This window comes from Romboutsia sp. D33t1_170424_H2 (genome assembly GCF_015669105.1).
Classification (GTDB): Bacteria; Bacillota; Clostridia; order Peptostreptococcales; family Peptostreptococcaceae; genus Romboutsia_C; species Romboutsia_C hominis.
The window spans coordinates 25,609-51,899 of sequence record NZ_JADOZQ010000013.1 but is presented as its reverse complement, the minus strand read 5'-3'; the positions used below and the strand labels follow the sequence as shown (position 1 = coordinate 51,899).

The 26,291-nt window shown below is 26.8% G+C and carries 28 protein-coding genes; 27 read left to right on the top strand and 1 reads right to left on the bottom strand.

Translation table 11 applies throughout. The features are described from left to right. Positions 1–184 precede the first annotated feature (184 nt). The 11 genes from I4U66_RS12330 to I4U66_RS12280 all read left to right on the top strand — a co-directional run bounded on the left by I4U66_RS12330 (position 185) and on the right by I4U66_RS12280 (position 10,879). On the top strand, positions 185–880 hold the full coding sequence (locus I4U66_RS12330) for a Crp/Fnr family transcriptional regulator (protein WP_092925577.1): 696 nt from the start codon (positions 185–187) through the stop codon (positions 878–880). 27 nt (positions 881–907) lie between these two features. Beyond that, the gene (locus I4U66_RS12325; protein ID WP_195929027.1) at positions 908–2,401 is read left to right on the top strand and encodes a YjjI family glycine radical enzyme; all 1,494 of its coding nucleotides are present in this window, start codon (positions 908–910) and stop codon (positions 2,399–2,401) included. A gap of 2 nt (positions 2,402–2,403) precedes the next feature. Then, positions 2,404–3,216, top strand: a complete 813-nt coding sequence (locus I4U66_RS12320; RefSeq protein ID WP_092925581.1) for a YjjW family glycine radical enzyme activase — start codon at positions 2,404–2,406, stop codon at positions 3,214–3,216. A 99-nt stretch (positions 3,217–3,315) separates the two neighbouring features. After that, entirely contained in the window at positions 3,316–4,707 is a 1,392-nt protein-coding gene (locus tag I4U66_RS12315) for a TldD/PmbA family protein (protein WP_195929025.1), read from the top strand. 2 nt (positions 4,708–4,709) lie between these two features. Then, positions 4,710–6,050: a TldD/PmbA family protein gene (locus tag I4U66_RS12310; RefSeq protein ID WP_195929022.1), complete on the top strand. Its 1,341-nt coding sequence runs from the start codon at positions 4,710–4,712 to the stop codon at positions 6,048–6,050. A 312-nt stretch (positions 6,051–6,362) separates the two neighbouring features. Then, positions 6,363–6,746 carry a VOC family protein gene (locus I4U66_RS12305; RefSeq protein ID WP_195929020.1) on the top strand — a complete coding sequence of 128 codons (384 nt, stop codon included), beginning with the start codon at positions 6,363–6,365 and terminating at the stop codon, positions 6,744–6,746. A 24-nt stretch (positions 6,747–6,770) separates the two neighbouring features. Beyond that, positions 6,771–7,229 carry a YdeI/OmpD-associated family protein gene (locus I4U66_RS12300; RefSeq protein ID WP_195929019.1) on the top strand — a complete coding sequence of 153 codons (459 nt, stop codon included), beginning with the start codon at positions 6,771–6,773 and terminating at the stop codon, positions 7,227–7,229. 149 nt (positions 7,230–7,378) lie between these two features. Next, the gene (locus I4U66_RS12295) at positions 7,379–8,467 is read left to right on the top strand and encodes an SIR2 family protein (protein ID WP_195929017.1); all 1,089 of its coding nucleotides are present in this window, start codon (positions 7,379–7,381) and stop codon (positions 8,465–8,467) included. A gap of 48 nt (positions 8,468–8,515) precedes the next feature. Next, complete coding sequence (locus I4U66_RS12290; RefSeq protein WP_092925591.1) at positions 8,516–9,004, top strand: prolyl-tRNA synthetase associated domain-containing protein; 489 nt, start codon at positions 8,516–8,518, stop codon at positions 9,002–9,004. A 51-nt stretch (positions 9,005–9,055) separates the two neighbouring features. Beyond that, entirely contained in the window at positions 9,056–9,748 is a 693-nt protein-coding gene (locus I4U66_RS12285) for a DUF554 domain-containing protein (RefSeq protein ID WP_195929015.1), read from the top strand. A gap of 273 nt (positions 9,749–10,021) precedes the next feature. Beyond that, on the top strand, positions 10,022–10,879 hold the full coding sequence (locus I4U66_RS12280; RefSeq protein ID WP_092925595.1) for a kinase: 858 nt from the start codon (positions 10,022–10,024) through the stop codon (positions 10,877–10,879). A 33-nt stretch (positions 10,880–10,912) separates the two neighbouring features. Here the strand turns inward: I4U66_RS12280 and I4U66_RS12275 are convergent, their stop codons facing one another. Continuing rightward, positions 10,913–11,098, bottom strand: a complete 186-nt coding sequence (locus I4U66_RS12275; protein ID WP_092925597.1) for a hypothetical protein — start codon at positions 11,096–11,098, stop codon at positions 10,913–10,915. Positions 11,099–11,379: 281 nt separating this feature from the next. On the opposite strand from I4U66_RS12275, the gene I4U66_RS12270 reads away from it, so the two are divergent. The 16 genes from I4U66_RS12270 to I4U66_RS12195 all read left to right on the top strand — a co-directional run bounded on the left by I4U66_RS12270 (position 11,380) and on the right by I4U66_RS12195 (position 25,901). Next, positions 11,380–12,027, top strand: a complete 648-nt coding sequence (locus tag I4U66_RS12270) for a hypothetical protein (RefSeq protein WP_195581141.1) — start codon at positions 11,380–11,382, stop codon at positions 12,025–12,027. A 101-nt stretch (positions 12,028–12,128) separates the two neighbouring features. Next, on the top strand, positions 12,129–13,172 hold the full coding sequence (locus tag I4U66_RS12265; RefSeq protein WP_092925601.1) for an ABC transporter substrate-binding protein: 1,044 nt from the start codon (positions 12,129–12,131) through the stop codon (positions 13,170–13,172). Between the two features lie 249 nt (positions 13,173–13,421). Beyond that, positions 13,422–14,093 (top strand): DUF969 domain-containing protein, encoded by a 672-nt coding sequence (locus tag I4U66_RS12260; protein ID WP_092925603.1) that lies wholly within the window; start codon positions 13,422–13,424, stop codon positions 14,091–14,093. 17 nt (positions 14,094–14,110) lie between these two features. Then, positions 14,111–15,043 (top strand): DUF979 domain-containing protein, encoded by a 933-nt coding sequence (locus tag I4U66_RS12255; RefSeq protein ID WP_092925605.1) that lies wholly within the window; start codon positions 14,111–14,113, stop codon positions 15,041–15,043. A gap of 41 nt (positions 15,044–15,084) precedes the next feature. Beyond that, positions 15,085–15,726, top strand: coding sequence for a pyroglutamyl-peptidase I (pcp, locus tag I4U66_RS12250; protein ID WP_092925607.1), 642 nt, complete (start codon positions 15,085–15,087; stop codon positions 15,724–15,726). Then, a complete protein-coding gene (locus I4U66_RS12245) occupies positions 15,720–16,142 on the top strand; it encodes a gamma-glutamylcyclotransferase family protein (RefSeq protein ID WP_092925609.1) in 423 nt (140 codons plus the stop codon). Before pcp ends, I4U66_RS12245 begins: the two co-directional genes overlap by 7 nt. A 263-nt stretch (positions 16,143–16,405) precedes the next feature. Next, positions 16,406–17,584, top strand: a complete 1,179-nt coding sequence (locus I4U66_RS12240; RefSeq protein WP_092925611.1) for an MFS transporter — start codon at positions 16,406–16,408, stop codon at positions 17,582–17,584. A 178-nt stretch (positions 17,585–17,762) separates the two neighbouring features. Then, on the top strand, positions 17,763–18,317 hold the full coding sequence (locus I4U66_RS12235; RefSeq protein WP_092925613.1) for a sigma-70 family RNA polymerase sigma factor: 555 nt from the start codon (positions 17,763–17,765) through the stop codon (positions 18,315–18,317). After that, positions 18,318–19,385 carry a DUF4179 domain-containing protein gene (locus I4U66_RS12230; protein ID WP_092925615.1) on the top strand — a complete coding sequence of 356 codons (1,068 nt, stop codon included), beginning with the start codon at positions 18,318–18,320 and terminating at the stop codon, positions 19,383–19,385. A gap of 269 nt (positions 19,386–19,654) precedes the next feature. Then, entirely contained in the window at positions 19,655–20,719 is a 1,065-nt protein-coding gene (locus I4U66_RS12225; RefSeq protein WP_195581136.1) for a sulfurtransferase, read from the top strand. Positions 20,720–20,790: 71 nt separating this feature from the next. Further along, complete coding sequence (locus I4U66_RS12220) at positions 20,791–21,219, top strand: hypothetical protein (protein WP_195581135.1); 429 nt, start codon at positions 20,791–20,793, stop codon at positions 21,217–21,219. 345 nt (positions 21,220–21,564) lie between these two features. Beyond that, a complete protein-coding gene (locus I4U66_RS12215) occupies positions 21,565–22,785 on the top strand; it encodes an ABC transporter substrate-binding protein (protein WP_195581134.1) in 1,221 nt (406 codons plus the stop codon). Further along, on the top strand, positions 22,775–23,635 hold the full coding sequence (locus tag I4U66_RS12210) for an ABC transporter permease (protein WP_092925624.1): 861 nt from the start codon (positions 22,775–22,777) through the stop codon (positions 23,633–23,635). Before I4U66_RS12215 ends, I4U66_RS12210 begins: the two co-directional genes overlap by 11 nt. A gap of 8 nt (positions 23,636–23,643) precedes the next feature. Then, positions 23,644–24,438 carry an ABC transporter permease gene (locus I4U66_RS12205; protein WP_092925626.1) on the top strand — a complete coding sequence of 265 codons (795 nt, stop codon included), beginning with the start codon at positions 23,644–23,646 and terminating at the stop codon, positions 24,436–24,438. A gap of 20 nt (positions 24,439–24,458) precedes the next feature. Beyond that, the gene (locus I4U66_RS12200) at positions 24,459–25,490 is read left to right on the top strand and encodes an ABC transporter ATP-binding protein (protein WP_092925627.1); all 1,032 of its coding nucleotides are present in this window, start codon (positions 24,459–24,461) and stop codon (positions 25,488–25,490) included. A 111-nt stretch (positions 25,491–25,601) separates the two neighbouring features. After that, positions 25,602–25,901 (top strand): (2Fe-2S)-binding protein, encoded by a 300-nt coding sequence (locus I4U66_RS12195; protein WP_092925629.1) that lies wholly within the window; start codon positions 25,602–25,604, stop codon positions 25,899–25,901. Positions 25,902–26,291: the final 390 nt, after the last annotated feature.

Below are 26,291 nucleotides of genomic sequence, written 5' to 3'. Positions count from 1 at the left end.
ATTAAACTTAAAGTGAAATACATTGTCTAAAGTAAGTTCAATAAATCTATTTCTAATCGTATTTCTTTTAATATAGGTATTATTATAGCTATTATTTAAAATATAAAGGGACATATGTCCTTTTACTTTTGTAAAAGAATGATAAAATAAAATAAAAGTTAAATTGTTAGGAGAAATTTAAAATATGCAAGATAGTGTGTTCTCTAGTTATACACAAGATAAACATACAAAAGAATTTATAAATAAAATACCTAATAACATAAAAAATAAATGTGAGATTATAAAAATTGAAAAGGAAAAAATAGTAGCATTAAAAGGCGAAAATATAAAAGACATATATATAAGTCTTAATGGAAAAATGCAAGTTAGAAATGAATTTGAAAATGGATTTGTATATAGGTTTGCTGATGTAGATTCTATAGCATATATAGGTGTTATGGAAATTATGGCAAATAAACAATCTTATTCATCAACGCTTAAAACCATAACAGATTGTATAATGCTCAAAATTTCCACAAGTGATTTTATAAAATGGATTAATTTAGACCAAGATTTAACATTAAAAGTATTACACTTTGTATCAAAAAGTATGTATGAACAATCTTTAAACAAAGGAGAAGTTTTGGCATACCCAGCAATATATTCACTAATAAATTATTTAATAGATATATTTGAAAGTGAAGAAAATGATGTCGTATATATTTATAAAACAAGAGAAGAAATAGGCTCAGTATTAGGATTTTCTATAAGAACAATAAATAGAAATTTAAAAGAATTAAAAGAAGAAAAATTAATTTGTGTAAGTAGAAAATATATATCAATAAATAAAGAGCAGTTTTATAAATTATTAAATAAACTAGATTCAATTAAAAGTAAATAATTAATATAAATTATAGGGGGAAAATCTATGAATCAAGCACTAAACATTATAAAAAATGAAACTTTAACTTATAATCAACAAGTATTACAGCTAGCAGGTCAAGGAGAAAGTACTCTTAATGTATTAAATATAGATGACAAAACAAAGCCTTTACTAGAAAAAAATATAATATGCACAATGTTTGAAGGTAATGCTCCTTATAGACCAAGATATGTTATACCAGATTATGAAAAACTAATGAAAGAAGGATGTAAGTTTTTAGAACTTGATATACCTACTGATATATGGGAAGCAACTAATAACTTATTAATATTTTACAAGCATGTTCCATCAATAACATCATATCCAGTATATTTAGGGAATATAGATGAGCTTTTAGAACCTTTTGTAAAAGATGAAGAAGAAGCTTATAAGGCTATAAAATTATACTTAAAACACATAGACAGAACGCTTACTGATTCATTTGTTCATGCAAATATAGGTCCAATAGACACTAAAGCTGGTAGGCTTATACTTAAAGCTATGAGAGCGTTACAATGTGCAGTGCCAAATTTAACTGTTAAATATGATAAAGACTTAACATCAAAAGAATTTATAACATTATGTGCACAAACGGCATTATCTACAGCTAAGCCAAGTTTTGCAAATCATAAAATGGATGTTGTTGATTTTAAAACTGAAAAATATGCACTTGCAAGTTGTTATAATGGATTTTTAATAGGTGGAGGGGGATATACCCTAGTTAGACTTGTTCTTAGTAGATTAGCAGAGGAATCAAGTTCTGTAGATGATTTTATAGAAAATAAAATACCTTTTGTTACACAAAAGATGCTTGAGTATATAGATGAGAGAATAAGATTTTTAGTAGAAGAAGCAGCATTTTTCAAATCAAACTTCCTTGTATTAGAAGGATTTATCAAAAAAGATTTATTCTCGGGAATGTTTGGTATAGTTGGACTTGCTGAAGCTGTAAATCACTTATTAAATGCAACTAATCAAGATGATAGATTTGGATATTCAAAAGAAGCTAATAAATTAGGATTAAGAATAATAGAAAAGATTAACTCTATAGTAACTTCACATAAATCAAAGTATACAGGTTGTTTTGATGGTCAACACTTAATGCACGCTCAAGTTGGAATAGATACAGATACAGGGATATCACCGGGATGTAGAATTCCAGTAGGAGAAGAACCTGAACTATTTAAACATATTATACAATCAGCGCCATATCATAAGTACTTTTTCAATGGAATAGGTGATATATTTGTGTTTGAAGATACATATAAAGATAACCTAGAAGCTATAGTTAATGTTATAGATGGGGCATTTAAAACTGGAATAAGATATATATCAGCTTATTCAGATAGTAGTGATGTTGTTCGTGTTACAGGATATTTAGTTAAAAAATCAGAAGTTAATCAACTTGAAAATAAAAAGGCAGTTAAAAACAATGCAACAGTATTTGGTATGAATGCAAAATATGGTTCTAAAGCTTTTGATAGAAAGCGTAGGGCTTAATTATGGCACTAGTCAATAAGATTATTCCTTTTTCTTGTATAGATGGACCGGGAAATAGAACAGCTATATTTTTTCAAGGTTGTAATTTTAAATGTACTTACTGTCATAATCCAGAAACTATAAATAAGTGTATAAATTGTGGTAAGTGTATTTTAACTTGTAAAGCAGATGCATTATTTAAGATAGATAATAAACTAGTTTGGGATGAAAAAAAATGTGTAGGATGTGACGATTGCATTAAAGCATGTGATAATTTATCAAGCCCTAAAACTAAAGATTATTCAGTAGATAAACTTTTTGAAGAAATTAAAGAAATAAGTCCATTTATTCAAGGGATAACTGTAAGTGGTGGTGAATGTACTCTTAACTCAGATTTTTTAGTAAAATTATTTAAAAAAGTCAAAGATGAATTAAACCTTACTTGTTTTATAGATACTAATGGAAGCATAGACTTAACAGAGCATAAAGAACTTGTTGATTTAACTGATAAATTTATGTTAGATGTTAAAAGTATTGATGAAGACGAGCATATTAAATTAACAGGAGTAAGTAATGATATAGTGTTAAGAAATTTAAAATATCTTTTAAGTATAGATAAAATTTACGAAGTTAGAACTGTTATAGCTCCTAATTTAAATAATGAAGAAACTGTAATGGAAGTTTCAAAAATTATTAAAAATAAGTGTAAGTACAAGTTTAATGCATATAGAAAATATGGAGTTAGAAAAGAAGGATTAGATTTTCATGGTAAAGTAGGACCTAGTGAAGAAGAAATAAATCAATATATAGAACTTAAAAATAAGTATTGTAAATAACTTATAAATAAATCATTTAAATATAGGACACCCATATACATTGTATACGGGTGTTTTTATATATATAATATAAATATACGAGTAAATAGGAGGAAAATTATGTTATCTAAAGAAATAGCAACCAAAGTATTAGAAAAGTGCCTAATAACAGGTGCTGACTTTGCTGAGATATTTGAAGAAGACACTATAACTAACTCTATAGGTTTAATAGATGAAAAAATAGAAAATGCACTAGGGGGAAGAAGTTACGGTATAGGAATTAGAATATTTAAAGGATTAAAAAGTGTATATGCTTATACTAATGACAATAGCTTAAACTCACTAATTGATACAGCTTATAAGGCAGCTTTAGCATTAGGTAGTTTAAAGGAAAATATAAGCATAACTTTAAATAATACTAAAATTTTAACAGATATAAATCCTATAAAGGTACATCCAAATTCTGTAGGATATAACAAAAAGATAGACGTTATGAAAAGGGCATATAAAAGTGCAAAATCATATGATAGTTCAATATCTCAAGTAAGTGTTGGATACTTAGATAAAGACCAACAAGTGTTAATAGCAAACACAGAAGGCCTATACGTAGAAGATAGAAGAATAAGAACTAGACTATCTATAAATTCAGTAGCATCTAATGAAACTGAAAATCAAACAGGTTTTGAGGGTCCTGGTGCGAGCATGGGATTTGAATTATTTGAAAAAATAGACCCAGAATACTACGGAAAAGAAGCATCTCGTGTGGCAGTAACAATGCTAAACGCTAAAAACTGCCCAGCAGGTAAAATGACAGTAGCAATAGATAATGGATTTGGTGGAGTTATATTTCATGAGGCCTGTGGTCATTCACTAGAGGCTACTTCTGTTGCTAAAGGAAATTCTGTATTTTCAAATAAATTAGGAGAGCAAATTGCATCAACTAAGGTAACTGCAATAGATGATGGAACACTAACTAATCACTGGGGTTCAGCAAATATTGATGATGAAGGAAATCCTACTAAAAAGAATGTATTAATAGAAAATGGAATATTAAAATCATATATGATAGATAAATTAAATGGTAGAAGGATGAATATGAAAGCTACTGGAAGTAGTAGACGTCAAAGCTATAAATTTGCACCGACTTCAAGAATGACTAATACTTATATAGCAAATGGTACTGATGATCCTAAAGATATAATAAAATCTATAGACAATGGATTATATGCAAAAAAAATGGGTGGAGGTTCTGTAAACCCTGTAACTGGTGAATTTAACTTCTCAGTATCAGAAGGTTATTTAGTTAAAAATGGTGAAATAGTAGAACCTGTAAGAGGTGCTAGTTTAATAGGAAAAGGTAGCGAGGTTTTAATGAATATAGACATGGTTGGAAACAATCTAAAACAAGCACAAGGTATGTGTGGTTCATCTTCTGGAAGTATACCAACTAACGTAGGTCAACCAATGATAAGAGTAAAAGAAATAACAGTTGGTGGAAGAGAGGAGGAATAGTTATGGAATTTAATGCTTTTAGAAAAATGTTGCTTAAAAAAGGATTAGAAGCTGGATTTAGTGAGTGTGAAATATACTACACTCAAGGAGAAAGCTTAAGTATAAGTGTTTATGAGGGTGAAGTTGAAAAGTATAACTTAGAAAAGTCTAAGGGACTTTCTTTTAGAGGATTAATAAATGGTAAAATGGGATATTCTTTTACTGAAATACTAGATTTTGATGCCTTAAATATGCTTATAAAAAATGCTAAAGAAAGTGCTTTAAATGTAGAAAGTGATGATGTTCAGTTTATATATAAAGGTGATAAAGATTATAGCGAAGTTAAAACTTACAGTGAAGATTTAGAAAACATAGATCCAGCTAAAATGATAGATTTAGTACTTAATTTAGAAAAAGAAGCTAAGTCTTACGATAAGGTTGTTAATATAAATGGTTGTAAAATATCATATAGTTCATCTAGTCATAGTATATATAACACTAATGGATTAGAGCTTAATAATAAAAGTAATATATTAATGGCTTATGTTGTACCTGTTGTTGAAGATAATGGTCAAAAACAAGATGGTATAGGATACTCTATAGTTAATTCTATAGAAAACTTAAATCCAAAAGAAATAGCTAAAGATGGTATTAATGAAGCTATAAGTAAATTAAATGGAAGTAGTATAGAATCTAAAAAATATAAAACTATACTATATAAAGATGCTATGGCATCACTTCTTGAAACTTTCTCAAATACATTTAGTGCAGATGCTGCACAAAGGGGATTATCTCTTCTTAAGGACAAAGAAGGTGAGATTATAGGAAGTGAAGTTTTAACTATAGTTGATAACCCACTTTTAGATAATGGATTAGGGTCAACTCCTTTTGATGATGAAGGTGTGGCAACTTACAAAAAGGAATTAGTATCAAGTGGTAGATTAAATACATTACTTCACAACTTAAAAACTGCAAACAAAGCAAATACTAAAAGTACTGGTAATGGATTTAAAGCATCGTTTGCATCAAATGTAGGAGTTGAATGTAGTAATTTATATATTGAAGCTGGAGAGAAGGATTTAGACGAACTTATGAAGATAGTTGATGAGGGAATAATGATAACTGATTTAGCAGGACTTCACTCTGGGGCTAATCCTATAAGTGGAGATTTTTCATTGGCCGCTAAAGGGTTTTATATAAAAGATGGAGCTAAAACTCATCCTATAGAACAAATAACTGTTGCAGGAAATTACTTTGAATTATTAAAAGATATAGAAGTAGTTGGAAGTGATTTAAAATTCCCTATGAGTAATGTTGGTTCTCCTTCTGTTATAGTTAAGGAACTATCAATAGCTGGTAAATAAATAATAAAATCTAATAATTTATATTAATACAAAAACAATCAGTAGAAGCTGTCTTATTAAAACTAAAATAAATAAGATAAAAACTTAGGCTATGGAACAATCTCCATAGCCTATATTTATTTATGATATAAAATATGTAAGTTAATGATAGAAATTTAGCATAATTTTTAATAATGATAAGATATACATTTTGCTTTTTTGGGTATATAATCTTTAAAAGAGTATATTTTATGTATTACATCAAATTAATTTATATAATTTGAAATAAAAAGTTAAACATATGATTTTTACAATAATTTAGGAGGCAAGTTTATGATAAACAAAATAGGAAAAATAACTATATATGCTAACAATCAAGAAGAGGCTAAAGAGTTTTGGACTAAAAAAATGAACTTTATAGTTAAATTTGAACAACCAATGGGGCCTTCTATGAAATGGCTAGAAGTTGGACCAAGTGAAGAAGAATTTACTACATTTGTTATATATGATAAAAATTTAATGCTATCTCAAAATCCAAAAGCAAATGTTAATCATCCTAGTATAATTTTAAGTACTAGTGACATAGAAAATACTTATAATAAAATGAAATCAAATGAAGTTGAAGTAGGAGAACTAATGATAATGCCTTATGGAAAGATGTTCTCATTTAAAGACCAAGATGACAATGATTATCTAGTTAGAGAAGATATATACTAAAGAGCTGTACTTGGAGGGTGTAATATGAGCTATAAGTTTGAAGCCGTAATACAGAAAGTACCAGACAAAGATGCTACATTCATTGAAATACCATTTGATGTTGAAGCAGAATTTAAGGCAAAAAGGGTAAAAGTAAAAGCAAAATTTGATGGAGTCAAATATAGAGGGTCTATAGTAAATATGGGGCTAGGATGTTACATAATAGGGATAACTAAAGCAATAAGAAAAGAAATAGGTAAAGAAGCTTTAGATAAAGTATTTGTTGAAATTGAGAAAGATGAAGATGAAAGAGTAATTGAATTACCAGATGATTTTAAAAATGCTATTAGCGAAAACGAAGATGCTATGAAATTTTATGAAAGTCTATCTTACTCTTCAAAGAAAAAATACTATCAATGGATAACAAGTGCTAAAAAACAAGAAACTAGAAATAAAAGAATATCAGAAGCAGTTTTAAAATTAAAATCAAACGTTAAATTATAAATAGTAAATTTATAACCACCTTAATGGTGGTTTTTTTAGATACTTTACTAAAGATAAATCATTATATTAAGAAAATTTATGATAAATTATAAATTTTAAAAAATTTAATATAATAAATAAAGTAATTTAAATTAGCAATGGAGGATAAAATGAACATAAGCATATTCCTTGGAGCAGGAGCATCTGCTGCTGAAAATTTACCAATACAAAGTGACCTTTTTGTAGATTACTTTAAAAGTTTAGAAGAGAATGATTTTGAAAGTGACATGAATAAAGAACTATATAAGTTCTTTAAACAAATGTTTGATATAGACATAACAAAAGATGATATGGATAAAGTAAACTTCCCAACCTTTGAAGAAGTGTTAGGACTTCTTGATTTAGCAGAAAAAAGAGGAGAAGCTTTTAAAAACTTTGGAATGGAAAATTTAAGAAATAAAAGTGATAGTATAAGATTTTTAAGACAATACTTAATTTTATTAATGGCAAAGGCAATACATGAAAGTGAAAATAGAAATAACAAATACCATAAGCTACTAGTAGATAATCTATCTAAAGCAAATTTAATAGAAAATACAACATTTATAAGTGCAAACTATGATATACATGTAGATAACACTATAGCATCTTTATATAGTGAAGAAAAAAATCATATAATGCTAGATTATGGAGTTGATTTTACTAATTTTTATGTAAAAGATGGATGGAGAAAACCATTTGGAAAAACTATAAAGTTATATAAAATACATGGATCGCTAAACTGGCTATATTGTCCTATATGCAACAGTTTAACATTAACTCCTTATGAAGGAGGGGTTATGAGATTATTGTATAATATAGAAGATGCTAAATGCTTAGAGTGTGGTGAAACTACTATACCTATAATAATACCACCTACATATTTTAAAGATATGTCAAATGTTTATATATCTAATGTTTGGAGAGAAGTAGAAAAGAATTTAAGAAATGCAGATATACTTGTATTTTGTGGATATTCTTTTCCTGACTCTGATATACATATAAAGTATATGTTAAAAAGAGTTCAAGGGAGTAGAAAAAAATCTCCTTTAAAGATTATGGTACTTAATAATCATGAAGGGAAAAAAGATTACTCTATGAGAAAGGAAGAAGAAAGATATAAAAGATTTTTAGGAAAAGATGTGATATATACAGAAGGCTCTTTTCAAGATTTTTCTAGAAATCCATTAAAGTACTTACAAGAAATTAATAATATTTAGTATAATTAAATATAAATATATAATCACAAAAGATATAAGGAGAAATATATGAACATAGAGACTAAAGTATATCAAATATTAGATGATTTAAATGTTGAGTATGAAGTATTTGAACATGAACCGATATATACAGCAGAGCAGTTAGAAATTATAAAAGATGTGGCTAAGGGAAATCACTGTAAAAATTTATTTTTAAAAAATTCTAGAGGAGATAGATATTATCTAGTAGTAGTTAGAGATGATAAAAAAGCAGACTTAAAGATATTAAAAGAACAATTAGGGAGTACTAGATTATCTTTTGCATCAGCAGAAAGACTATATGATACATTAAAGCTTACGCCAGGTAGTGTTAATCCATTTTCTATAATAAATGATGAAGAGAAAAAAGTAACCTTATGTATAGATAAAGATGTATTAGATGGACAAAACTTAAACTTTCATCCTAATATAAATACAAAGATGGTTAACTTATCCTTAGAGGGTCTTGAAAAGTTTGTGCATAGTATGGGATATGATTTAATACCTGTAGAAGTTTAAATAATATTATTTAAGGGATAAATTTAAAGATTAAAACACCGGGGGGATATTATGATAGGAACTATTGTAAATAGTATATCTATTGTTTTAGGTTGTATAATAGGAATTATTGTCAAGGGAAGACTAAGTGAAAAAATAAGTACAACTGTAATGAATGGTTTAGCACTTTGTGTTGTATACATAGGTATCGAGGGTTCCTTTAAAGGAGAAAATACACTTTTGACTATAGTGTGTATAGCTTTAGGTGCTTTATTAGGAGAGATTATAGATATAGACAAATGGCTAAATAAATTAGGGGATTATTTAGAAGTAAAGTTTAATAAAGATAAAGAAAAAGAAGCTGTATCTATATCAGAAGGATTTGTGTCTGCTAGTTTATTGTTTTGCGTTGGAGCTATGGCTATAGTTGGTAGTCTTCAAAGTGGACTAAGTGGAAATCACGAAACATTATTTGCTAAGTCTATATTAGATGGTGTTAGTGCTATTATATTTACATCAACTCTTGGTATAGGTGTTTTATTTTCAGCAGTATCTGTATTTTTATATCAAGGTATTATAACAATACTTTCATCTAGTTTGTCGGGAATACTTTCAACCCCTGTTATAAATTCTATGACTGCCATAGGTAGTTTACTTATAATAGGTCTTGGACTTAATATGTTAAAGGTTACTAATATAAAGGTAGCTAATTTACTTATAGCAGTATTTTTACCTATTTTAGCAGGGATGATTAATATTATATAAATAGTATTAAGTAAAAAGAGTGAATTATCTAATGCATAAGATAATTCATTTTTTATGTTTTTGAAAAATATTATTAATGGTTTTAAAAAAAATCGAATTTTGTATATAATGCTATCAAAATTTTACCAAAGACCTCTTATTAATATAAAATAATACCATATATTTAAATAGAAAAAATAAAACGTTAGACAAATTACGTATTTAAAAGGAAAATAAATTTTAAAATCAAATATTAGAAGTATAGAAGGTTTTATATTGATAGGAGGAAATTAAATGGTTACATTTGATATAAATGGGGCAGTTGTAGAGTTTGATGAAAAAATGGATAATTACAATAAGATAAGACGATTATTTAAGCTATATGCTATAGAAGTTAGTGAAAGTTTTTATAATGAAGGAATTAAACATATTCAAAATATAAATAATCTTCAAGAGTACTGCAAAAATGATGGTTTTAAACATATAGAAGAAGGTCTAAAAAAGGCTATAGAAACTATAATAAGCTTTGATGTAATAACAATAGACATAGATGTATTTAAAAAAAGTTATTGTGAAAAATACTTAAACTATGAAAGAATGTGCAATAATTTATTTAAAAGTAAAGGTAAGAGAAACAACTTTAAAAATAATGAAGCTAAATCAACACTAGAATCATTATCTCATCATTTATATAATGATTGCTTTAACATACATATGGCAGTTGTAGATGCACTTGTAGAAAATAAAGTAGATAATATTGGCTTTTTTATAGATGAAGAAAGCAAGCAAAAATCTAATGCACTATTTAATAATTACAAAGATGGATTTATAACTAGATTAGATGAAGCTCAAATAGTTAAACAAATAATACATTTAAATCCATATAGAGAAGAGGTATATAAGTTTTTAATAAAAGAAGATGGAGATTTTAATAAAGAAATAGAACGATTAACAATTTACTTAGGGTATGACATAAGTGATTATAAAGATTATTTAATGGATAATTATGTTAAAAAGTTATTAAAAGAACATTCTTATAATCTTGAAATAGATAAGGAAAAAATAGAAAAATATGCAAAGTATGTAGGTTGTACTAATTCATCTATATATACAGCTAGGATAGATGCTATATATACTTTTGAAAATGCATAAGAAAAGGGCTAGGTAATCCTAGTCCTTTTTATATCAATAATACAAGATATCATCTTTTTCAAATCCATAATTTGTGTTAGGAATACTATTTGTATAGTAGTCATATTCTTCAAAGTATTCATCATCATATGATAAAACATCATTATCATAAGTAAACTCATTGAAGTTTAGTAGGTTTAATACACTACTTTTTTTAGATGATTTAAAAGATAATCTCATAATAAGCACCTCGTAATTCAAAGTTAGATATTAACACATCCAACTTATTATATTCTTATAATTAGTATTAATACATATATAGATAAATATTCATATAAAAAAATTTTAAAATGGATATAAATTATTTTACAACACACTTTCTAAATTAATTTAAATTTTAAGAACAATAATATCTTATTTAAAAATATAAGCACATAATTACAAAATAATAAAAATATACTTTATACTGAAAGAATTTAAAGTTAATAATCATAAATAATCTATATTAAAGGGAGTATTTTATGAATAATGATAAAGCTATGCATATAAAAGAACATAATAAATTAAAAATATACAACCAACATATAAAGTCCTTTATGTATTGTACTAACAATATATATATATATTCTGTGAGTGAAGATGTTAATTTAGCTAATAAAATATATAAATATATTGATAAAAGTACTAAGAAAATAAAGCTAAACCATAGAATAAACATAAGTATAAGTGAATCTTGTAGTGATAATTTTGATATTAATGAATATGACTTAGCTATATTAATAAAGAAAGGTGTAAGTATGCATAAAGGTATGTGCTTTTACTGCAAAACGTGTCCATCTATAAGAAATTGCAAAAGTAGGGCAATGCAAAGAATTTGTAAGGATGTTTGTATAGATAAAGAAAAATGTATAGGATGTGGAGAATGCATTAAAAGATGTTATTTTAAAATAATAGAAAGAGATAAACCAAATTATAGGATATATATAAAGAGCGAATTAATAGTTGAAGTAAGTACACAAAAGGAACTACTTGAAGTTATAGAAATTTTAGTAGATTTTTATAAAGATATTTATGATAAATATGAAAGTTTTACTCAAATGATTAATGGCATAGGAATTAATTATATTACAGATGCATTAAATAAAAAATTTATTGTAAATAAGTATTAAAAATAAATCCCTTAAGTGAGGTTGATTTATTAGAATGTAACAATTTTAATGAAGAAATAATATTATATATCAGTAGTTAAATCTCAACATGGGGGGATATTATGTTTAAAAAAGCTGTTACACTTATAAGTTCATTAGCAGTTGGTTTATTATGCATAACAGGTTGCAGCCAAGATGTTAGTGAAGGAGGAAAAACTGATGAGAAAAAGCTAGATAAAGTAACAATAGCTGAGGTTGCTCATTCAGTATTTTATGCACCTCAATATGCAGCTATAACTCAAGGATTCTTTGAAGAAGAAGGTATAGACATAGACCTTATAAATGCTCAAGGAGCAGATAAAACTATGGCAGCATTAATATCTGGAGAAGCACAAATAGGTCTTATGGGACCTGAAGCATCTATTTATGTTTATAATCAAGGAGAAGAAAACTATGCAATAAATTTTGCACAACTTACTAAAAGAGATGGAAGTTTTATAATTGCTAGAGAAGAAATGCCAGATTTTAAATATGAAGATTTAAAAGGAAAAGAAATACTAGGTGGAAGAAAAGGTGGCGTACCTTTAATGACACTAGAATATGTATTAAAACAAAATGGACTTACAATAGGTGAAAATACAAAAGCTGGTGAAGTAAATGTAAGAACAGATGTACAGTTTGGAGTAATGACTGGAGCTTTTGTTGGTGGAGAAGCTGATTTTACAACTGCTTTTGAGCCAACAGGTACAGCTATGGAAAAAGAAGGCACTGGTTATATAGTAGCATCAGTAGGTCAAGATTCTGGTGAAATTCCATATACTGCATATTGTGCTACTAAGTCTTTTATGAGCGAAAATAAAGATTTAATACAAAGATTTACTAATGCAGTATATAAAGGACAATTATGGGTTCAAAGTGCATCATCAGAAGAGATTGCTAAAGCTATGCAACCATTCTTTGATGATATGAGCTTAGATGATTTAATATCAGTTGCTGATAGATATAAAGAAATAGATGCATGGTGTCAAGAACCTACATTAAAAGAAGAAAGTTTAAATAAACTAATGGAAGTTATGACTGAAGCTGGTGAGTTAGATAAAAAACCTCTATATAGTGACATAGTAACTACTGACTTTGCAGATAAAGCTATAAAAAGTATTGATTAATTAAAATAATTAACATAAATAAAAAAACCTATAAGTAAACATATTTAAATTTATGTTTATCGTTATAGGTTTTTTTATTTAAATATTTATATAAAAAATATTTTCAAAATTAAAATATTAAAAATATAAATAAAAATATTGTAAGAAAATGTTTTATATTGTATAATTTAATAAAATTGAAAAATATGAAATTTATGAAAAAAATTAAATTTCTGAAAATTTAAATTAGATAATTAGGGAGGAATAAAAATGATAAAACTAATAGGTGTTTTGATAGTTGTAATTGGATTTTTATTCAAAATAGAAACACTATTTACCGTATTAGTAGCAGGAATTGTTACAGGACTAGTATCTGGGTTAGATATAAACCAAATACTAACTATATTAGGAGATTCCTTTGTAGCTAACAGAGCAGTATCACTGTTTATATTAACATTACCAGTAATAGGTATATTAGAAAGATACGGGCTAAAGCAAAGGGCTATATATTTAATAGAAAAGATTGGAAAAATTACAGCTGGAGGAGTACTAAGCATATATATGTTTGCAAGACAAATAGCAGGTGCTTTATCAATAAGAATGAGTGGTCATCCTCAATTTGTTAGACCTTTAGTAAACCCAATGGCTCAAGCTGCTGCTATAAACAAAAACAATAAAATAAATGAAGAAGATGAAGAGGCTATAAAAGCATTATCAGCTGCTTCGGAAAACTATGGTAACTTCTATGGACAAAACTTATTTGCAGGAAGTAGTGGAGTATTACTTATAGCGTCAACTTTATCAGAACAAGGGTTTAATGTTACAGAATTAGAAATTGTTAAAGCTAGTATAATAATGGCTGTAGTTGCATTTTTAGTATCTGCACTTCAAAACTACTTATTTGATAGAAAACTAAATAAAAAATACAGACAAAATAATTAAATAAGGAGGAAAATTAAGTGCAAAATTTTATAAATATATCTTTAGAAATTTTTTACGCCCTTATGGGGATTTTAATGATAGTTATAGCGATAAAATCGTATAAAACAATAGATAGCAATAAAAGATTTGGAACAGCTTTATTTTGGGTATTAATATCTATACCATTTATATTTGGGAAATTGATACCATCAAATGTAATAGGGCTAATATTAGTAGCTTCAAGTTTACTAACACTTACAAAGCAAGTTGTATTTGCTAAATATGAAACTCCAAGTGAAGAATTTGGACAAAAGCAGTCAGAAAAACTTGGTAATAAAATATTTATGCCATCATTAGTATTAGCACTTGTAGCAGTTTTAGTTGCAATGGCTTTAAAAGACTTTGGTAGTTCATCGCAATTTGCAATAGGAGCTGGTTCGGTAGTTGCATTAATAGCAGCATTTATATTAACAAAAGCAAAACCATCTACAACAGTAACAGATAGTGCAAGACTTTTACAACATATGGGTCCTGCAAGTATGTTACCACAACTTTTAGTTGCATTAGGTGCATTATTTACTCAAGCTGGAGTAGGTGAAGTTATATCTAATATAATATCTGGAGTAGTTCCAGCAGATAGTAGATTCTTTGGAGTAGTGGCATATGTACTAGGAATGGCAATATTCACTATGATAATGGGAAATGCATTTGCTGCATTTGCAGTTATAACAGCAGGTATAGGTGTTCCATTTGTATTAAGTCAAGGAGCAGATCCGGCTATAGTTGGTGCCCTTGCACTAACAGCAGGATATTGTGGTACACTGTTAACTCCAATGGCTGCAAACTTTAACATAGTACCAGCAGCATTACTTGATATGAAAAAGCAATATGATGTTATAAAGTATCAAGCACCAGTAGCTATAATATTATTAGTAATTCATATATTTGCAATGTACTTCTTAGCATTTTAATTTGAAGTAAAGAATTAATATAAAGATAGGAGACGGTGAGTATGAAAGTTTTATTAACAGGATTTGATCCATTTGGTGGAGAAAAAGTAAACCCAGCTGAGGAAGCTGTAAAAATGGTAAAAGAAAATATAAATGGAGCTACCGTTATAAAGTTAACGATACCAACAGTTAGACATAAATCAGTAAAAGCTATAGAAGAAGCTATAGAAAAACACAATCCAGACATAGTTATATCTATAGGACAAGCTGGAGGAAGATATGATATAACTCCTGAAAGAGTTGCTATAAATATGGATGATTTTAGAATAAAGGACAATGAAGGAAATCAACCAACAGATGAGATAATAGAAGAAGATGGACAAGCTGCATATTTTTCAAACTTGCCAATAAAAGCTATGGTTAAACATATGAATGAAAATAAAATACCTGCTACAGTATCAAATACAGCTGGTACATTTGTATGCAATCATGTAATGTATGGAATAATGTACATGATAGATAAGAAATATCCAAATATAAAAGGTGGGTTTATACATATACCATATATGACTTCTCAAGTTATAGACAAGAAAAATACTCCATATATGTCTTTAGAAGAAATAGTAAAGGGTCTAGAATTAGCAATAGAGGCATGTACATTATATGATAAAGATATAAAAGCTGTAGGTGGAGAAATATGTTAATAGATAAAATATTTGTATATGGTAGTTTAAGAAGTGATATGTTCAATTATGAAAAACTTCTAAAAGGTAAGGTATCAAAAACTTGTAAAGCAACAATAAATGGAAATTTATTTCATTTAGATAATAAGGGATATCCAGCTGTTGTACCAGGGGATGGTACTATTATAGGTGAGCTAATGGAGCTTAAAGACTTTGATAAAAGCCTAAAAGAATTAGATGATTTAGAAAACTATAGTGAAGATAATAATATAAATTGTGAGTATTTAAGGAAAGAAATAGAAGTTATTCTAAAAGATGGAATAAAAGAAATAGCATATTACTATGAATATAATACAAAAGCTTTAAATAATTCAGAAGATAAATTAATTGAGATACCTCATGGAGATTGGAAAGAATATATTATAAGTAAAATTTAATATAAAAGAGATGTATAAAAGAGCGCAGATGGTAATCTGTGCTTTTTTAATTATTAAGATATTGCACTTATTTAGAAATAGTAAAAGATCTATAGGTTAAAGTTATAGCAAAATATTTACTTAAGTAAAAATAATTTTTTGATAACGGAATATGTAGTTGACTATATAAATTACATTGATAAAGTGAAGTGAATTTTTTATGTTATATAAATATTTTTATGATATAATAATTAAGGTTTAAAATAAAAACTTAAGGAGTAAATATGGACAAGATAAAAATGAGAAAGATATTATTTATAAATTTTATAACCATGGCGACCTTTAATATGGCACATCCTGTAACACCATCTCTTATAAACGCACTAAGCCTACCTACATATATGTTTGGTGTACTATACTCAACTATGGCAGTATCTCATTTTGTAATGTCACCTATATGGGGAAGTTTGTCTGACCAAAGAGGAAGAAAGAGATTTTTAGTTATTGGGGTAATTGGTTATGGTATTAGCCAACTAGGATTTGGATTTATAGAAAGTACACCACTTATACTTATGTTTAGAATAACTGGTGGAGCTATGTCAGTAGCATTTATAACTACTTGTATAGCTTATGTTAGTGATATATCTTCGAAAGAAGAAAGAACAAAATATATGTCATATCATACAGCAACTACATCAATAGCAAGTTCTGTTGGAGCTCTTATGGGTGGATTTAGTGGAAATTTAGGTTATAAATTTGCATTTTTTACTCAGTTTATATTATGTTTATTAGTTGCAGGAGTTATATACTTTGTTTTAGATGAAACTATTGATAAAAAGCTTGGTAAAATAGAGATTTATACTAAACATCTTAAAAAAGGAAGTAAGTCAACTTCATTAAATCCTACTGTAAGTATTATGATGATAGTTATGACTTTAATAACTATAGCAACAACTTCATATAATTCGACTATAAACTATTATATAGAATCAGTGTTAAATATGCCAACTACAGTTAATGGTATTGTTATGGCATTTGCTGGGGTTGTAGCTTTAATTATGAACTTATGTATAAATCCATATCTAAGTAAAAAATATAATGAAAAATACACTTTAATAGTAGCTTGTATGATAGCTGGAATAAGTATGATATTAGCATCATTATTTAACAACATATTAATTAGCTTTATGTTTATAATGGTATTCGTTGGAAGTAGTGCTTTAGTTACTCCTATACAACAAAGTATAGTATCAAAACTTGCAAAAGAAAATTATGGTGAAATAATGGGTATACAAGGATCATACAAAGCTATTGGTATGATTGTAGGATCTTTAGCATCTGGATTTATATTTGATATAGGTAATAAATTACCATTTATATTAAGTGGGATATGCTGTATGATAGTATGCTTACTTGTGCCAAGAGTGTGTTTAGAAGAAAAAACTGAAAAAGTTATTGCATAGATTAAAATTGCTAAATAAAATAACTTATATAAAATGCTAAATATTAATAAAAGCCATGAGTATGGAAGTCTATTCTATACACATGGCTTTTATTAATTAAAAAATAATTTAATTTAAGTGAAACTTATTATATATCTATTGCGTCTAATGAATGTAATACAAACAAAAGGAGAGGGATATGGGACAATTATTAATGTTAAGAAGGAGTAAAAATAAAGTTAGTGATGAGGATATAATAAAAAAAGCTATAAAGGGAGACAAAGATTCAATTAATGCAATTATAAATGAAAACAAAGAATACTTATATAAAACAGCTTTTTTGTATATAAAAGATGAAGAAGAGGCAGTAGAAGTATGCCAAGAAACAGTATATAAAGCAATTATAAATATACATAAATTAAAAAATCCAAAATACTTTAAAACTTGGATTACAAGAATACTTATCAATAATGTAAATGATAGAAATAGAAGTCAAAGTAAGGTTATATATGACATAAAAGCATTAGAAGAAGTTGAGGATATATCATATGAGAAATTGGAAGAGAAAATAGATTTATATAATGCTATAGATATATTAGAAGAAAAATTTAAAACTCCTATAATACTTCAATACTTTCAAGATATGACTATAAAGGAAATAGCAGACGTACTTGAATGCAATGAAAATACTATTAAAACTTACATAAAAAGAGGAAAAAAGAAATTATATAAGATATTAATGGAGGGGAAATAAATGAGCAAATTAGATAATATAAAGATACCAGATAACTTTGATTCTTCTATAGAGGTTGTTATAAATAAGGCTTTAAAGGATAAACAAAAAATAAAATTAAAAAAGAAAAAGCTTATAATAGCTGGATCAAGCATCATTCTTTTAGGAACTATGGCATTAAATAGTAAAACTACATGGGCTTATATAGAGAATATAACAAAACAAATAGAAGTTTTACTAGGAAGAGAAGAAAATGAATTTGATAAGTACAAGTTTGAAGGGAATCAAACTATTGAATCTAATGGGCTAAAAATTAGTCTAGGTGAAGTTATGTTAGATGATAGACAGCTAATAATTAGTATGAGTGTTGATTATTCCAATTTTAATGATAATTTAAATATAGAAACTTTATCACCATTATATCCAACAATTATTATTGATGACCTTGTATTTGAGGGACAGAGTAATTCTTGTGAAGTTGAAAAAGTAATAGGAGAAAAAAAAGGGAATATATTGTTTAAAACTAGTTTACTATCAATAGATACTGATGGAGATGGTGCATCTGACACTCCTTATGAAATATTAGATAAGATAGAAGGAAACAAAGACTATGACTTAAAGATTATTTTTAATGAAATGCATAACTATAGAAATGAAGAATTTGAAGCTATTAGGGGCAATTGGGAATTTAATACTATAATAAATGCATCAAATATATTAAATGATACTAAAGTACATAAAATAAATAAAACTTTTAAAATAGATGAAAATGTATATAAAGGAAATTTCACTATAGAGGAAATTAGGGTATCTCCTGTATCTGTTAAGATTAAATATAATTATGACTTATACACAGAACTTAGTGTTAATAAAAGAAGAGAACCAGTATTAATCGCAAAGGACGAAAATAATAATGAATTAATACATGGACCTGGAACTGGAGGAGAGTTAATTGATGGTAATTTATATATAGGTGATGAATTTGAACTAAAAGGAAATGAAAAAAAGATTAGTGTAATACCTTGTATATATATTGATGATAATCCTAAGATATTTAAAGATGCTATTGTTTATATAGATATAAATTAGAGAATTTAAATGTTGTATATTAACGTATAGAAAAAATAAATAATACCAATGTTAAGTATTTAAATTTTGTATAAATATTGGAGATTTATATGAATTATGATAAAATTATCGAGGTCAAATTTCAGTAAATTCAAATCTTTTAGATTTGTTTTTAAGGTAGCAATTTTTCTATGGGTTTAAATAATTAAGGGTGATATTAAGGGTGATATTAAGGGTAGCTATAAACACTCTCATTTTAAGAAAATGATAAAAAGTAACGGAGGACAATTATGAAAAGAAAATTAATTAGTGCACTAGTTGGTATTACAATGGTAGCCACAATGGCGGTAGGATGTAGTAGTCCTTCGAATGATTCTCAAAAAACAACAGAAACGAAATCAGATGTAAAGGCAGAAAAGGTAGATACACAAAAAGTCTTTGTATCACCTAAGTGGGTACAAAGTGTAATAGATGGAAATCAACCAGAGTCTAAAAATTATACTATATTAGAAGTTTCGTGGGGAACTTATAAAGACAGCCCAACTTATACAAAAGGACATCTTCCAGGAGCTTTACATGTGGATACTTCAAGTGTTGAATCAGAGCCGATTTGGAATATATCAGATCCTAAGGTAGTTGAAAAAGGTATGTTAGATTTAGGAGTTACAAAAGATAAAACTGTTATTTTATATGGAACAGATATTTCAGCAGTAAGTAGAGTAGCATATGCATATCTTTGGGCAGGTGTTGATAATGTAAAAGTTCTAGATGGTGGACTTGATGCATGGAAAAAAGCAGGGTATCAAACAGAAACTGAAGTAGAAAAAGCAACACCAGCAAAAGACTTTGGAACAACTGTTCCAGCACATCCAGAATATTGGATGTCTATAGAACAAGTTCAAGATAAATTAAAAAATGACCAAAACTTCCGTCTAGTAAGTATAAGAAGTAAAGATGAATTTGATGGTAAAACAAGTGGATACACTTATATTGATAGAGCTGGTGAGCCTAAAGGCGCAGTTTGGGGACATGCAGGAAGCAATCCATACAATATGGAAGATTATACACATAAAGATGGAACTGTTATAACTGCTGAAGAAATGGAAAAGTTATGGTCAGATTCTGATATAAATAAAAACAATGAACTTTCATTTTACTGTGGAACAGGTTGGAGAGCATCAGTTCCTTGGTTAATTGCTTATGATGCAGGATGGGATAAGATGACTGTTTATGATGGTGGATGGAATGAATGGCAAATGCATAATAATCTTCCTGTACAAGTAGGAGATCCAAATAGTGGTAATTGTGAATATACTATAGTGGGTAAACTACCAACAAACAAAGCTGCAAAATAAATAATTTAAAATAATCACTAAACTAATTGTAGTGATTATTTTAAATTACAGATAATGAGGTTGATATTTATATGGAAAAAATAAAAAAGATTTTTTATGTACTGACTACAACACTAGAAATTTTGCTCTTAGTTGGAGCGTATATGGTGAACTATTTTACACACAAAAAGATGGGAATGTTACGACATGTCGTACATAAAAATTATGTTTGGGAAGATAAATATCCTATTCAAACTATACAATATATTGCCATAATAGCATTGATAACATTAATGCTATTAGTATTAATACTATACATGAAAAGAAAAGTAAGGTTAAAAAAAATAGTAACTACTATGAGTATTACTATGGTTATACTTGTACTTTTCTTTATAGGATTTATATTGATATATTCAGCAGAAGAAATAAGAGCATTTTATTATATAAGCGTTATGTTTGGGTTAATGACATTAATACAGATTATTAAGACTTTTATAGGAGTTATTTGGTATAAGAATTAAAAATAAATGGTATGCTAAGTATCTTTATAAGAATTAAAAATAATTATATTCTATATATCAACAAAAAGGTATTGATGAACTCATCAATACTTTTTTATTTACCAAGGGAATTTATTTGATTGTAAATTGTTGTTAATCTATGAATTAAAGTTATAGTAACATATTTGGAAAAAGTAAAGGTATTCGCCTACACAGTAGCTCAAAAAAGAATTTTTGATTAGCGGACGAAGTCGTTTGAGTAACATGAGCGAATCGAATTTTTTAAATACATATAAAAAATAAAAAATAGATATATAACATAAGATAATATTGATAAAAAATAAAATAATACAAAAGGAGATAAATATGAAATTTAAAAGAAAGATAATAGGTGCTTTAAGTATAATTATGACTATAAGTTTAATTGGATGTTCAAAACCATCTACAAAACCAAAAGAAGTAAATGTTTCAGATAAAAAATATGAACAATTATTAGAAGAAGCTAAAGGGACTACTGTTAATTTCTATGGTTATGGTGGTAACGAAGTAATGAATAAATGGTTTGATACTTACATAATACCTCAGATGAAAGAAAAGTATGATATAACTGTAAAAAGAGTAGGTATGAATATAGATGAAATATTAAACAGTTTATTATCAGATAAACAAGCAAACAATTTAAAAGGAAATATGGATGTAGTTTGGATAAATGGAGAAAACTTTAAAACTGCAAAAGATAGTAATTTACTATTAGGAAAATTTACTGAAAAACTTCCAAACTTTAATAAATATGTAGATACAACTTCAAAAGATATAACTACAGACTTTGGAACAAAAGTAGATAATATGGAAGCACCTTGGGGTAAAGCACAATTTACAATAATAGAAAATGCTTCTAAAGTGGATAAAGAAATTAAAAACACTAATGATTTAAAAGAAGTAATAATGAAAAATCCAGGTAAATTTACATACCCAGCACCTCCTGACTTTACAGGTAGTGCTTTTGTAAGAAACGTAATATACGATATAGTAGGATATGAAAATGTAAAAGATTTACCAGTAGATGAAACAAAGGTAAAAGAAGTAATCCAACCTGCTATTAACTATTTAAAAGAAATAAAACCATACTTATGGAATAAAGGTAAAACTTATCCTTCAACAACTTCACAATTAGATAATATGTATTCAGATGAAGAAGTTTACTTTACAATGACATATTCACCAAATGTAATACCATCTAAAATAGAAAGTAAAGAGTTTAGTCCTAATACTAAGATAATAGAATTTGAAAAAGGAAATATAAGCAATACTCATTTCTTAACAGTACCATTTAATAGTCAAAATCAAGCTGGTGCTATGGTTTTAATAGATTACTTAATGAGTATAGATGCACAAGGTTCTAAAACATTTAGTAAAAATTGGGGAGACTCAACAATATTAGATATGAACAAAATACCTAAAAATGAAAAAAGTAAATTTAGTGATGAAATGATAGTAATAGAAAATGCTGTTCCAGAATTAAGAGCAGAGCTTGTTCCAATAATAGAAAAAATATGGACAAAAGAGGTTCTAGAAAGTGAACAATAAAATAAAACCATATATACTCATAGCACCAACAGCTATACTTTTGTTATTTATAATGGGGTATGGAATAATAAATTGTCTATTACAAAGTTTAGGATATTTTCCACAAATAGGTTTTAATGAAATAAATTTTAGTTATTACAAAGAGATTTTAAGAGAGACTTCTTTTTTGAAGTCTCTTCTATTTAGTTTAAATACATCCTTAATATCAAGCTTGATATCTGTAATACTTGGTGTTTTATTAGCCTATTTGTTAACTCAAGATAAGTACTCAAATTTTAGAAATACCGTGTTAAACTTGCCAATAATAATTCCACATATAGTAGTAGTATTTTTTATGGTAACAATATTTTCTCAATCTGGAATAATATCAAGAATTTTATATAATTTAGGTATAATATCTGATTCATCACAATTTATAAATTTAATATCTGATAAAAATGGTATAGGAATAATACTTGTATATTTATACAAAGGGATACCCTTTGTAGTAATAACAACTTATAATATACTAAGAAATATAAATGAGAAGCTAGAAAAAGTAGCACTAAATTTGGGTGCTAGCAAACTACAAAGTTTTAGATACATAACTTTACCACTTGCTATGCCATCTATAATATCTTCATTCATAATACTATTTGCTTTTGCTTTTGGGTCATATGAAGTACCATTTTTAATAGGGCCAAGTACACCTAAAGCATTATCAGTATTAGCTTACACTAATTATGTAAGTACAGATTTTAACCAAAAGGCATTATCTATGGTTATAAATATTATATTATCAGGCATAAGTTTTGTTTTATTAATAATATATAACAAAATTTTTTCAAAAATGTATAAGTATAAATTATAGGTGAGATTATGAAAAGTAAAAAAATAATTTTAGATATATTATTAATAGTACTTATAATACCAATTTCAATACTATTAATATGGACAATAACTAGTAGGTGGACTTATCCAAAGTTAATACCTACAGACTATTCTTTAAGAGGGTTTGAATATATATTAAATACTTATAATATAAAAATATTAATTAACAGTATATTAATATCAATAATAGTGATATTAATAACAATTATAATAAGCATACCAGCAGCTAAGGCTATATCAATATATGAATTTAGAGGAAAAAAATTATTTGAAATTTTAGTGCTATCACCAATAATTGTACCTATGATATCTATAGCTATGGGGGTTCACATTACTTTTTTAAGAAATGGTCTAGCAAATAATATAATAGGAGTAATAATAATAAATATACTTCCTTGTATTCCTTATGCAGTAAAAATGATAGCGGATATATATAATTTAGTAGGAGAAAAATTAGAAATACAAGCAAAGCTTTTAGGAGCAAATTCAATAAACACATTTAGATACATAACATTACCTTTAATATTTCCAGGAGTAATAGGTGCATCTAGTATGTGTTTTATAATTTCATTTAGTCAATACTTCTTAACTATGCTAATAGGAGGAGGTAATATAATTACATATCCTATGGTTATGTTTCCATATATACAAAGCGGAGATAGAACAGTAGCAGCACTATACAGTCTAGTATTTTTAATTGTAAGTATAGTAGTACTAATACTTGTAGAAGGAAAAATAAAAAAGTATTATTTAAATAATAAAAACAATTACTTTTTAGGATAAACCAATTTAAGGAGAATACAATGTCAAGTGTTAAAATAGTTAACTTAAATAAAAGTTTTAATAATATAAATGTGTTAAAAAGTATAAATTTATCAATAAATGAAGGCGAAATAATTTCTTTACTAGGACCATCAGGATGTGGTAAAAGCACTACATTAAAGATAATAGCAGGAATACTTGATTTTGATAAAGGAGATATATTATTTGATGGAAATAGTATAAAAAATATACCCACAGGAAAACGAGACGTAGCCATAGTATTTCAAGATTATTTTTTATTTCCTCATATGAATGTATTTGAAAATATCGAGTTTGGACTTAAAATGAAAAAAATTAAAAAATGCGAACGTAATAAAAAAGTACAAGAATTAATAGACTTAGTAAAACTTAATGGATACGAAAAAAAGTACCCATCACAAATTTCGGGAGGTCAAAAACAAAGAGTAGCCATAGCAAGAAGTTTAGCGATAAATCCAAAGGTGCTGCTTTTAGATGAACCTTTTTCAAATTTAGATATAAACTTAAGACAAGAAATGAGAGAGTTTGTATTAAATTTACAAAAAAAATTAAAAATAACTACAATACTAGTAACTCATGATAAAGAAGAAGCTTTGATGATGAGTGATAAAATAGCAGTTATGGTAAATGGAGAAATAAAACAATTTGATACTCCAAAAAACTTATATGAAAAACCAAATAGTAAAGTAGTTGCGAATATATTTGGAGAAAGAAATTATATAAGTGGGAAAATATATAATGGATTATTTGAAAATGAATATGTTAAGCTAAGCTTAGATATTGATAAAAATGAAAGTTTAGATAATGTAGAACTTATGATATCTAAAGAAAATATAGAAATTAATAATGAAAATTATCCAAATGGAGTTATAGGAAAAATTAAAAAGAAAACATATTTAGGTGAAAATACAATTTATGAAATAGATATAAAAGACTTTATACTCAAGGTTAGTTCAAATAAGCATTTTTATGAAGTTAACCAAAATGTAAAAATAAACTTTAATTTAGAAAATGTAGTTTACTTTACTCAATAAAACTTGTTTATTATATATTAATATTGGATATAAATATAATGTAATTATAATATTAAATAATTATAAAGTTAATATATTAATAAATAAATTTAAAGGTTAGGAGAAATACATATGAAACTAGATATGGATAAATATTTACAAGTTAGAAAGGCTCAAGCACAGGGAGCTAGAACTATTGAAGAGCTTAAAAAGATGTCTGATATAAATATTGAAAACGAAGAAGAGCTTAAGGAAGTAGAGGCTCTTATAAAAAATGCATGTAAATGTAAGAATGTATCAATAGATACAATCGTAGAAGCAGTAAAAAATGGAGCTGACACTGTTGAAAAAGTTGGAGAAGTTACTAAAGCAGGTACTGGATGTGGAAGATGTAAAGGTATTATATCAAATATAATAGAAAATAAAAGATAACTAGTTTATAGTTATAAAAAGGGATATGTCTTAAGACATATCCCTTTTTAACTTAAATTATCTTAAAAAATTAAATTCATGAAATCTCTTGATCTAATGTAAGCACTTGAAATTAAGTTACTATAATATTATAATAATACAAAATACATATAGAGGTGATTAGATAAAATGAACAATTAATCTTATTCAAAATAACAATAATATAGTTTAATTAGGTTTTAAAACATCAAAAATAGATGTTTTATTAAGCTACCCTATAAACTACTTAAAGTTAAGAATAAGATTAAATGTTATAACTAAATTACTCAAATAAAAGCAATCATTGCTTTTATTTGCATGTCATAATATTTAAATATAATAACTTTCTTATCTTTTAAGTAGTAAAAAAGA

Excerpts from the sequence above, each read along its gene's own strand:
- I4U66_RS12245 (WP_092925609.1), top strand. The coding sequence starts at position 15,720 with ATGTTAATAGATAAAATATTTGTATATGGTAGTTTAAGAAGTGATATG.
- I4U66_RS12225 (WP_195581136.1), top strand. The coding sequence starts at position 19,655 with ATGAAAAGAAAATTAATTAGTGCACTAGTTGGTATTACAATGGTAGCC.
- I4U66_RS12330 (WP_092925577.1), top strand. The coding sequence starts at position 185 with ATGCAAGATAGTGTGTTCTCTAGTTATACACAAGATAAACATACAAAA.
- I4U66_RS12195 (WP_092925629.1), top strand. The coding sequence starts at position 25,602 with ATGAAACTAGATATGGATAAATATTTACAAGTTAGAAAGGCTCAAGCA.
- I4U66_RS12305 (WP_195929020.1), top strand. The coding sequence starts at position 6,363 with ATGATAAACAAAATAGGAAAAATAACTATATATGCTAACAATCAAGAA.
- I4U66_RS12295 (WP_195929017.1), top strand. The coding sequence starts at position 7,379 with ATGAACATAAGCATATTCCTTGGAGCAGGAGCATCTGCTGCTGAAAAT.
- I4U66_RS12220 (WP_195581135.1), top strand. The coding sequence starts at position 20,791 with ATGGAAAAAATAAAAAAGATTTTTTATGTACTGACTACAACACTAGAA.
- pcp (WP_092925607.1), top strand. The coding sequence starts at position 15,085 with ATGAAAGTTTTATTAACAGGATTTGATCCATTTGGTGGAGAAAAAGTA.
- I4U66_RS12275 (WP_092925597.1), bottom strand. The coding sequence starts at position 11,098 with ATGAGATTATCTTTTAAATCATCTAAAAAAAGTAGTGTATTAAACCTA.
- I4U66_RS12290 (WP_092925591.1), top strand. The coding sequence starts at position 8,516 with ATGAACATAGAGACTAAAGTATATCAAATATTAGATGATTTAAATGTT.
- I4U66_RS12200 (WP_092925627.1), top strand. The coding sequence starts at position 24,459 with ATGTCAAGTGTTAAAATAGTTAACTTAAATAAAAGTTTTAATAATATA.
- I4U66_RS12315 (WP_195929025.1), top strand. The coding sequence starts at position 3,316 with ATGTTATCTAAAGAAATAGCAACCAAAGTATTAGAAAAGTGCCTAATA.
- I4U66_RS12300 (WP_195929019.1), top strand. The coding sequence starts at position 6,771 with ATGAGCTATAAGTTTGAAGCCGTAATACAGAAAGTACCAGACAAAGAT.
- I4U66_RS12310 (WP_195929022.1), top strand. The coding sequence starts at position 4,710 with ATGGAATTTAATGCTTTTAGAAAAATGTTGCTTAAAAAAGGATTAGAA.
- I4U66_RS12230 (WP_092925615.1), top strand. The coding sequence starts at position 18,318 with ATGAGCAAATTAGATAATATAAAGATACCAGATAACTTTGATTCTTCT.
- I4U66_RS12265 (WP_092925601.1), top strand. The coding sequence starts at position 12,129 with ATGTTTAAAAAAGCTGTTACACTTATAAGTTCATTAGCAGTTGGTTTA.
- I4U66_RS12325 (WP_195929027.1), top strand. The coding sequence starts at position 908 with ATGAATCAAGCACTAAACATTATAAAAAATGAAACTTTAACTTATAAT.
- I4U66_RS12285 (WP_195929015.1), top strand. The coding sequence starts at position 9,056 with ATGATAGGAACTATTGTAAATAGTATATCTATTGTTTTAGGTTGTATA.
- I4U66_RS12260 (WP_092925603.1), top strand. The coding sequence starts at position 13,422 with ATGATAAAACTAATAGGTGTTTTGATAGTTGTAATTGGATTTTTATTC.
- I4U66_RS12240 (WP_092925611.1), top strand. The coding sequence starts at position 16,406 with ATGGACAAGATAAAAATGAGAAAGATATTATTTATAAATTTTATAACC.
- I4U66_RS12270 (WP_195581141.1), top strand. The coding sequence starts at position 11,380 with ATGAATAATGATAAAGCTATGCATATAAAAGAACATAATAAATTAAAA.
- I4U66_RS12280 (WP_092925595.1), top strand. The coding sequence starts at position 10,022 with ATGGTTACATTTGATATAAATGGGGCAGTTGTAGAGTTTGATGAAAAA.
- I4U66_RS12215 (WP_195581134.1), top strand. The coding sequence starts at position 21,565 with ATGAAATTTAAAAGAAAGATAATAGGTGCTTTAAGTATAATTATGACT.
- I4U66_RS12320 (WP_092925581.1), top strand. The coding sequence starts at position 2,404 with ATGGCACTAGTCAATAAGATTATTCCTTTTTCTTGTATAGATGGACCG.
- I4U66_RS12205 (WP_092925626.1), top strand. The coding sequence starts at position 23,644 with ATGAAAAGTAAAAAAATAATTTTAGATATATTATTAATAGTACTTATA.
- I4U66_RS12235 (WP_092925613.1), top strand. The coding sequence starts at position 17,763 with ATGGGACAATTATTAATGTTAAGAAGGAGTAAAAATAAAGTTAGTGAT.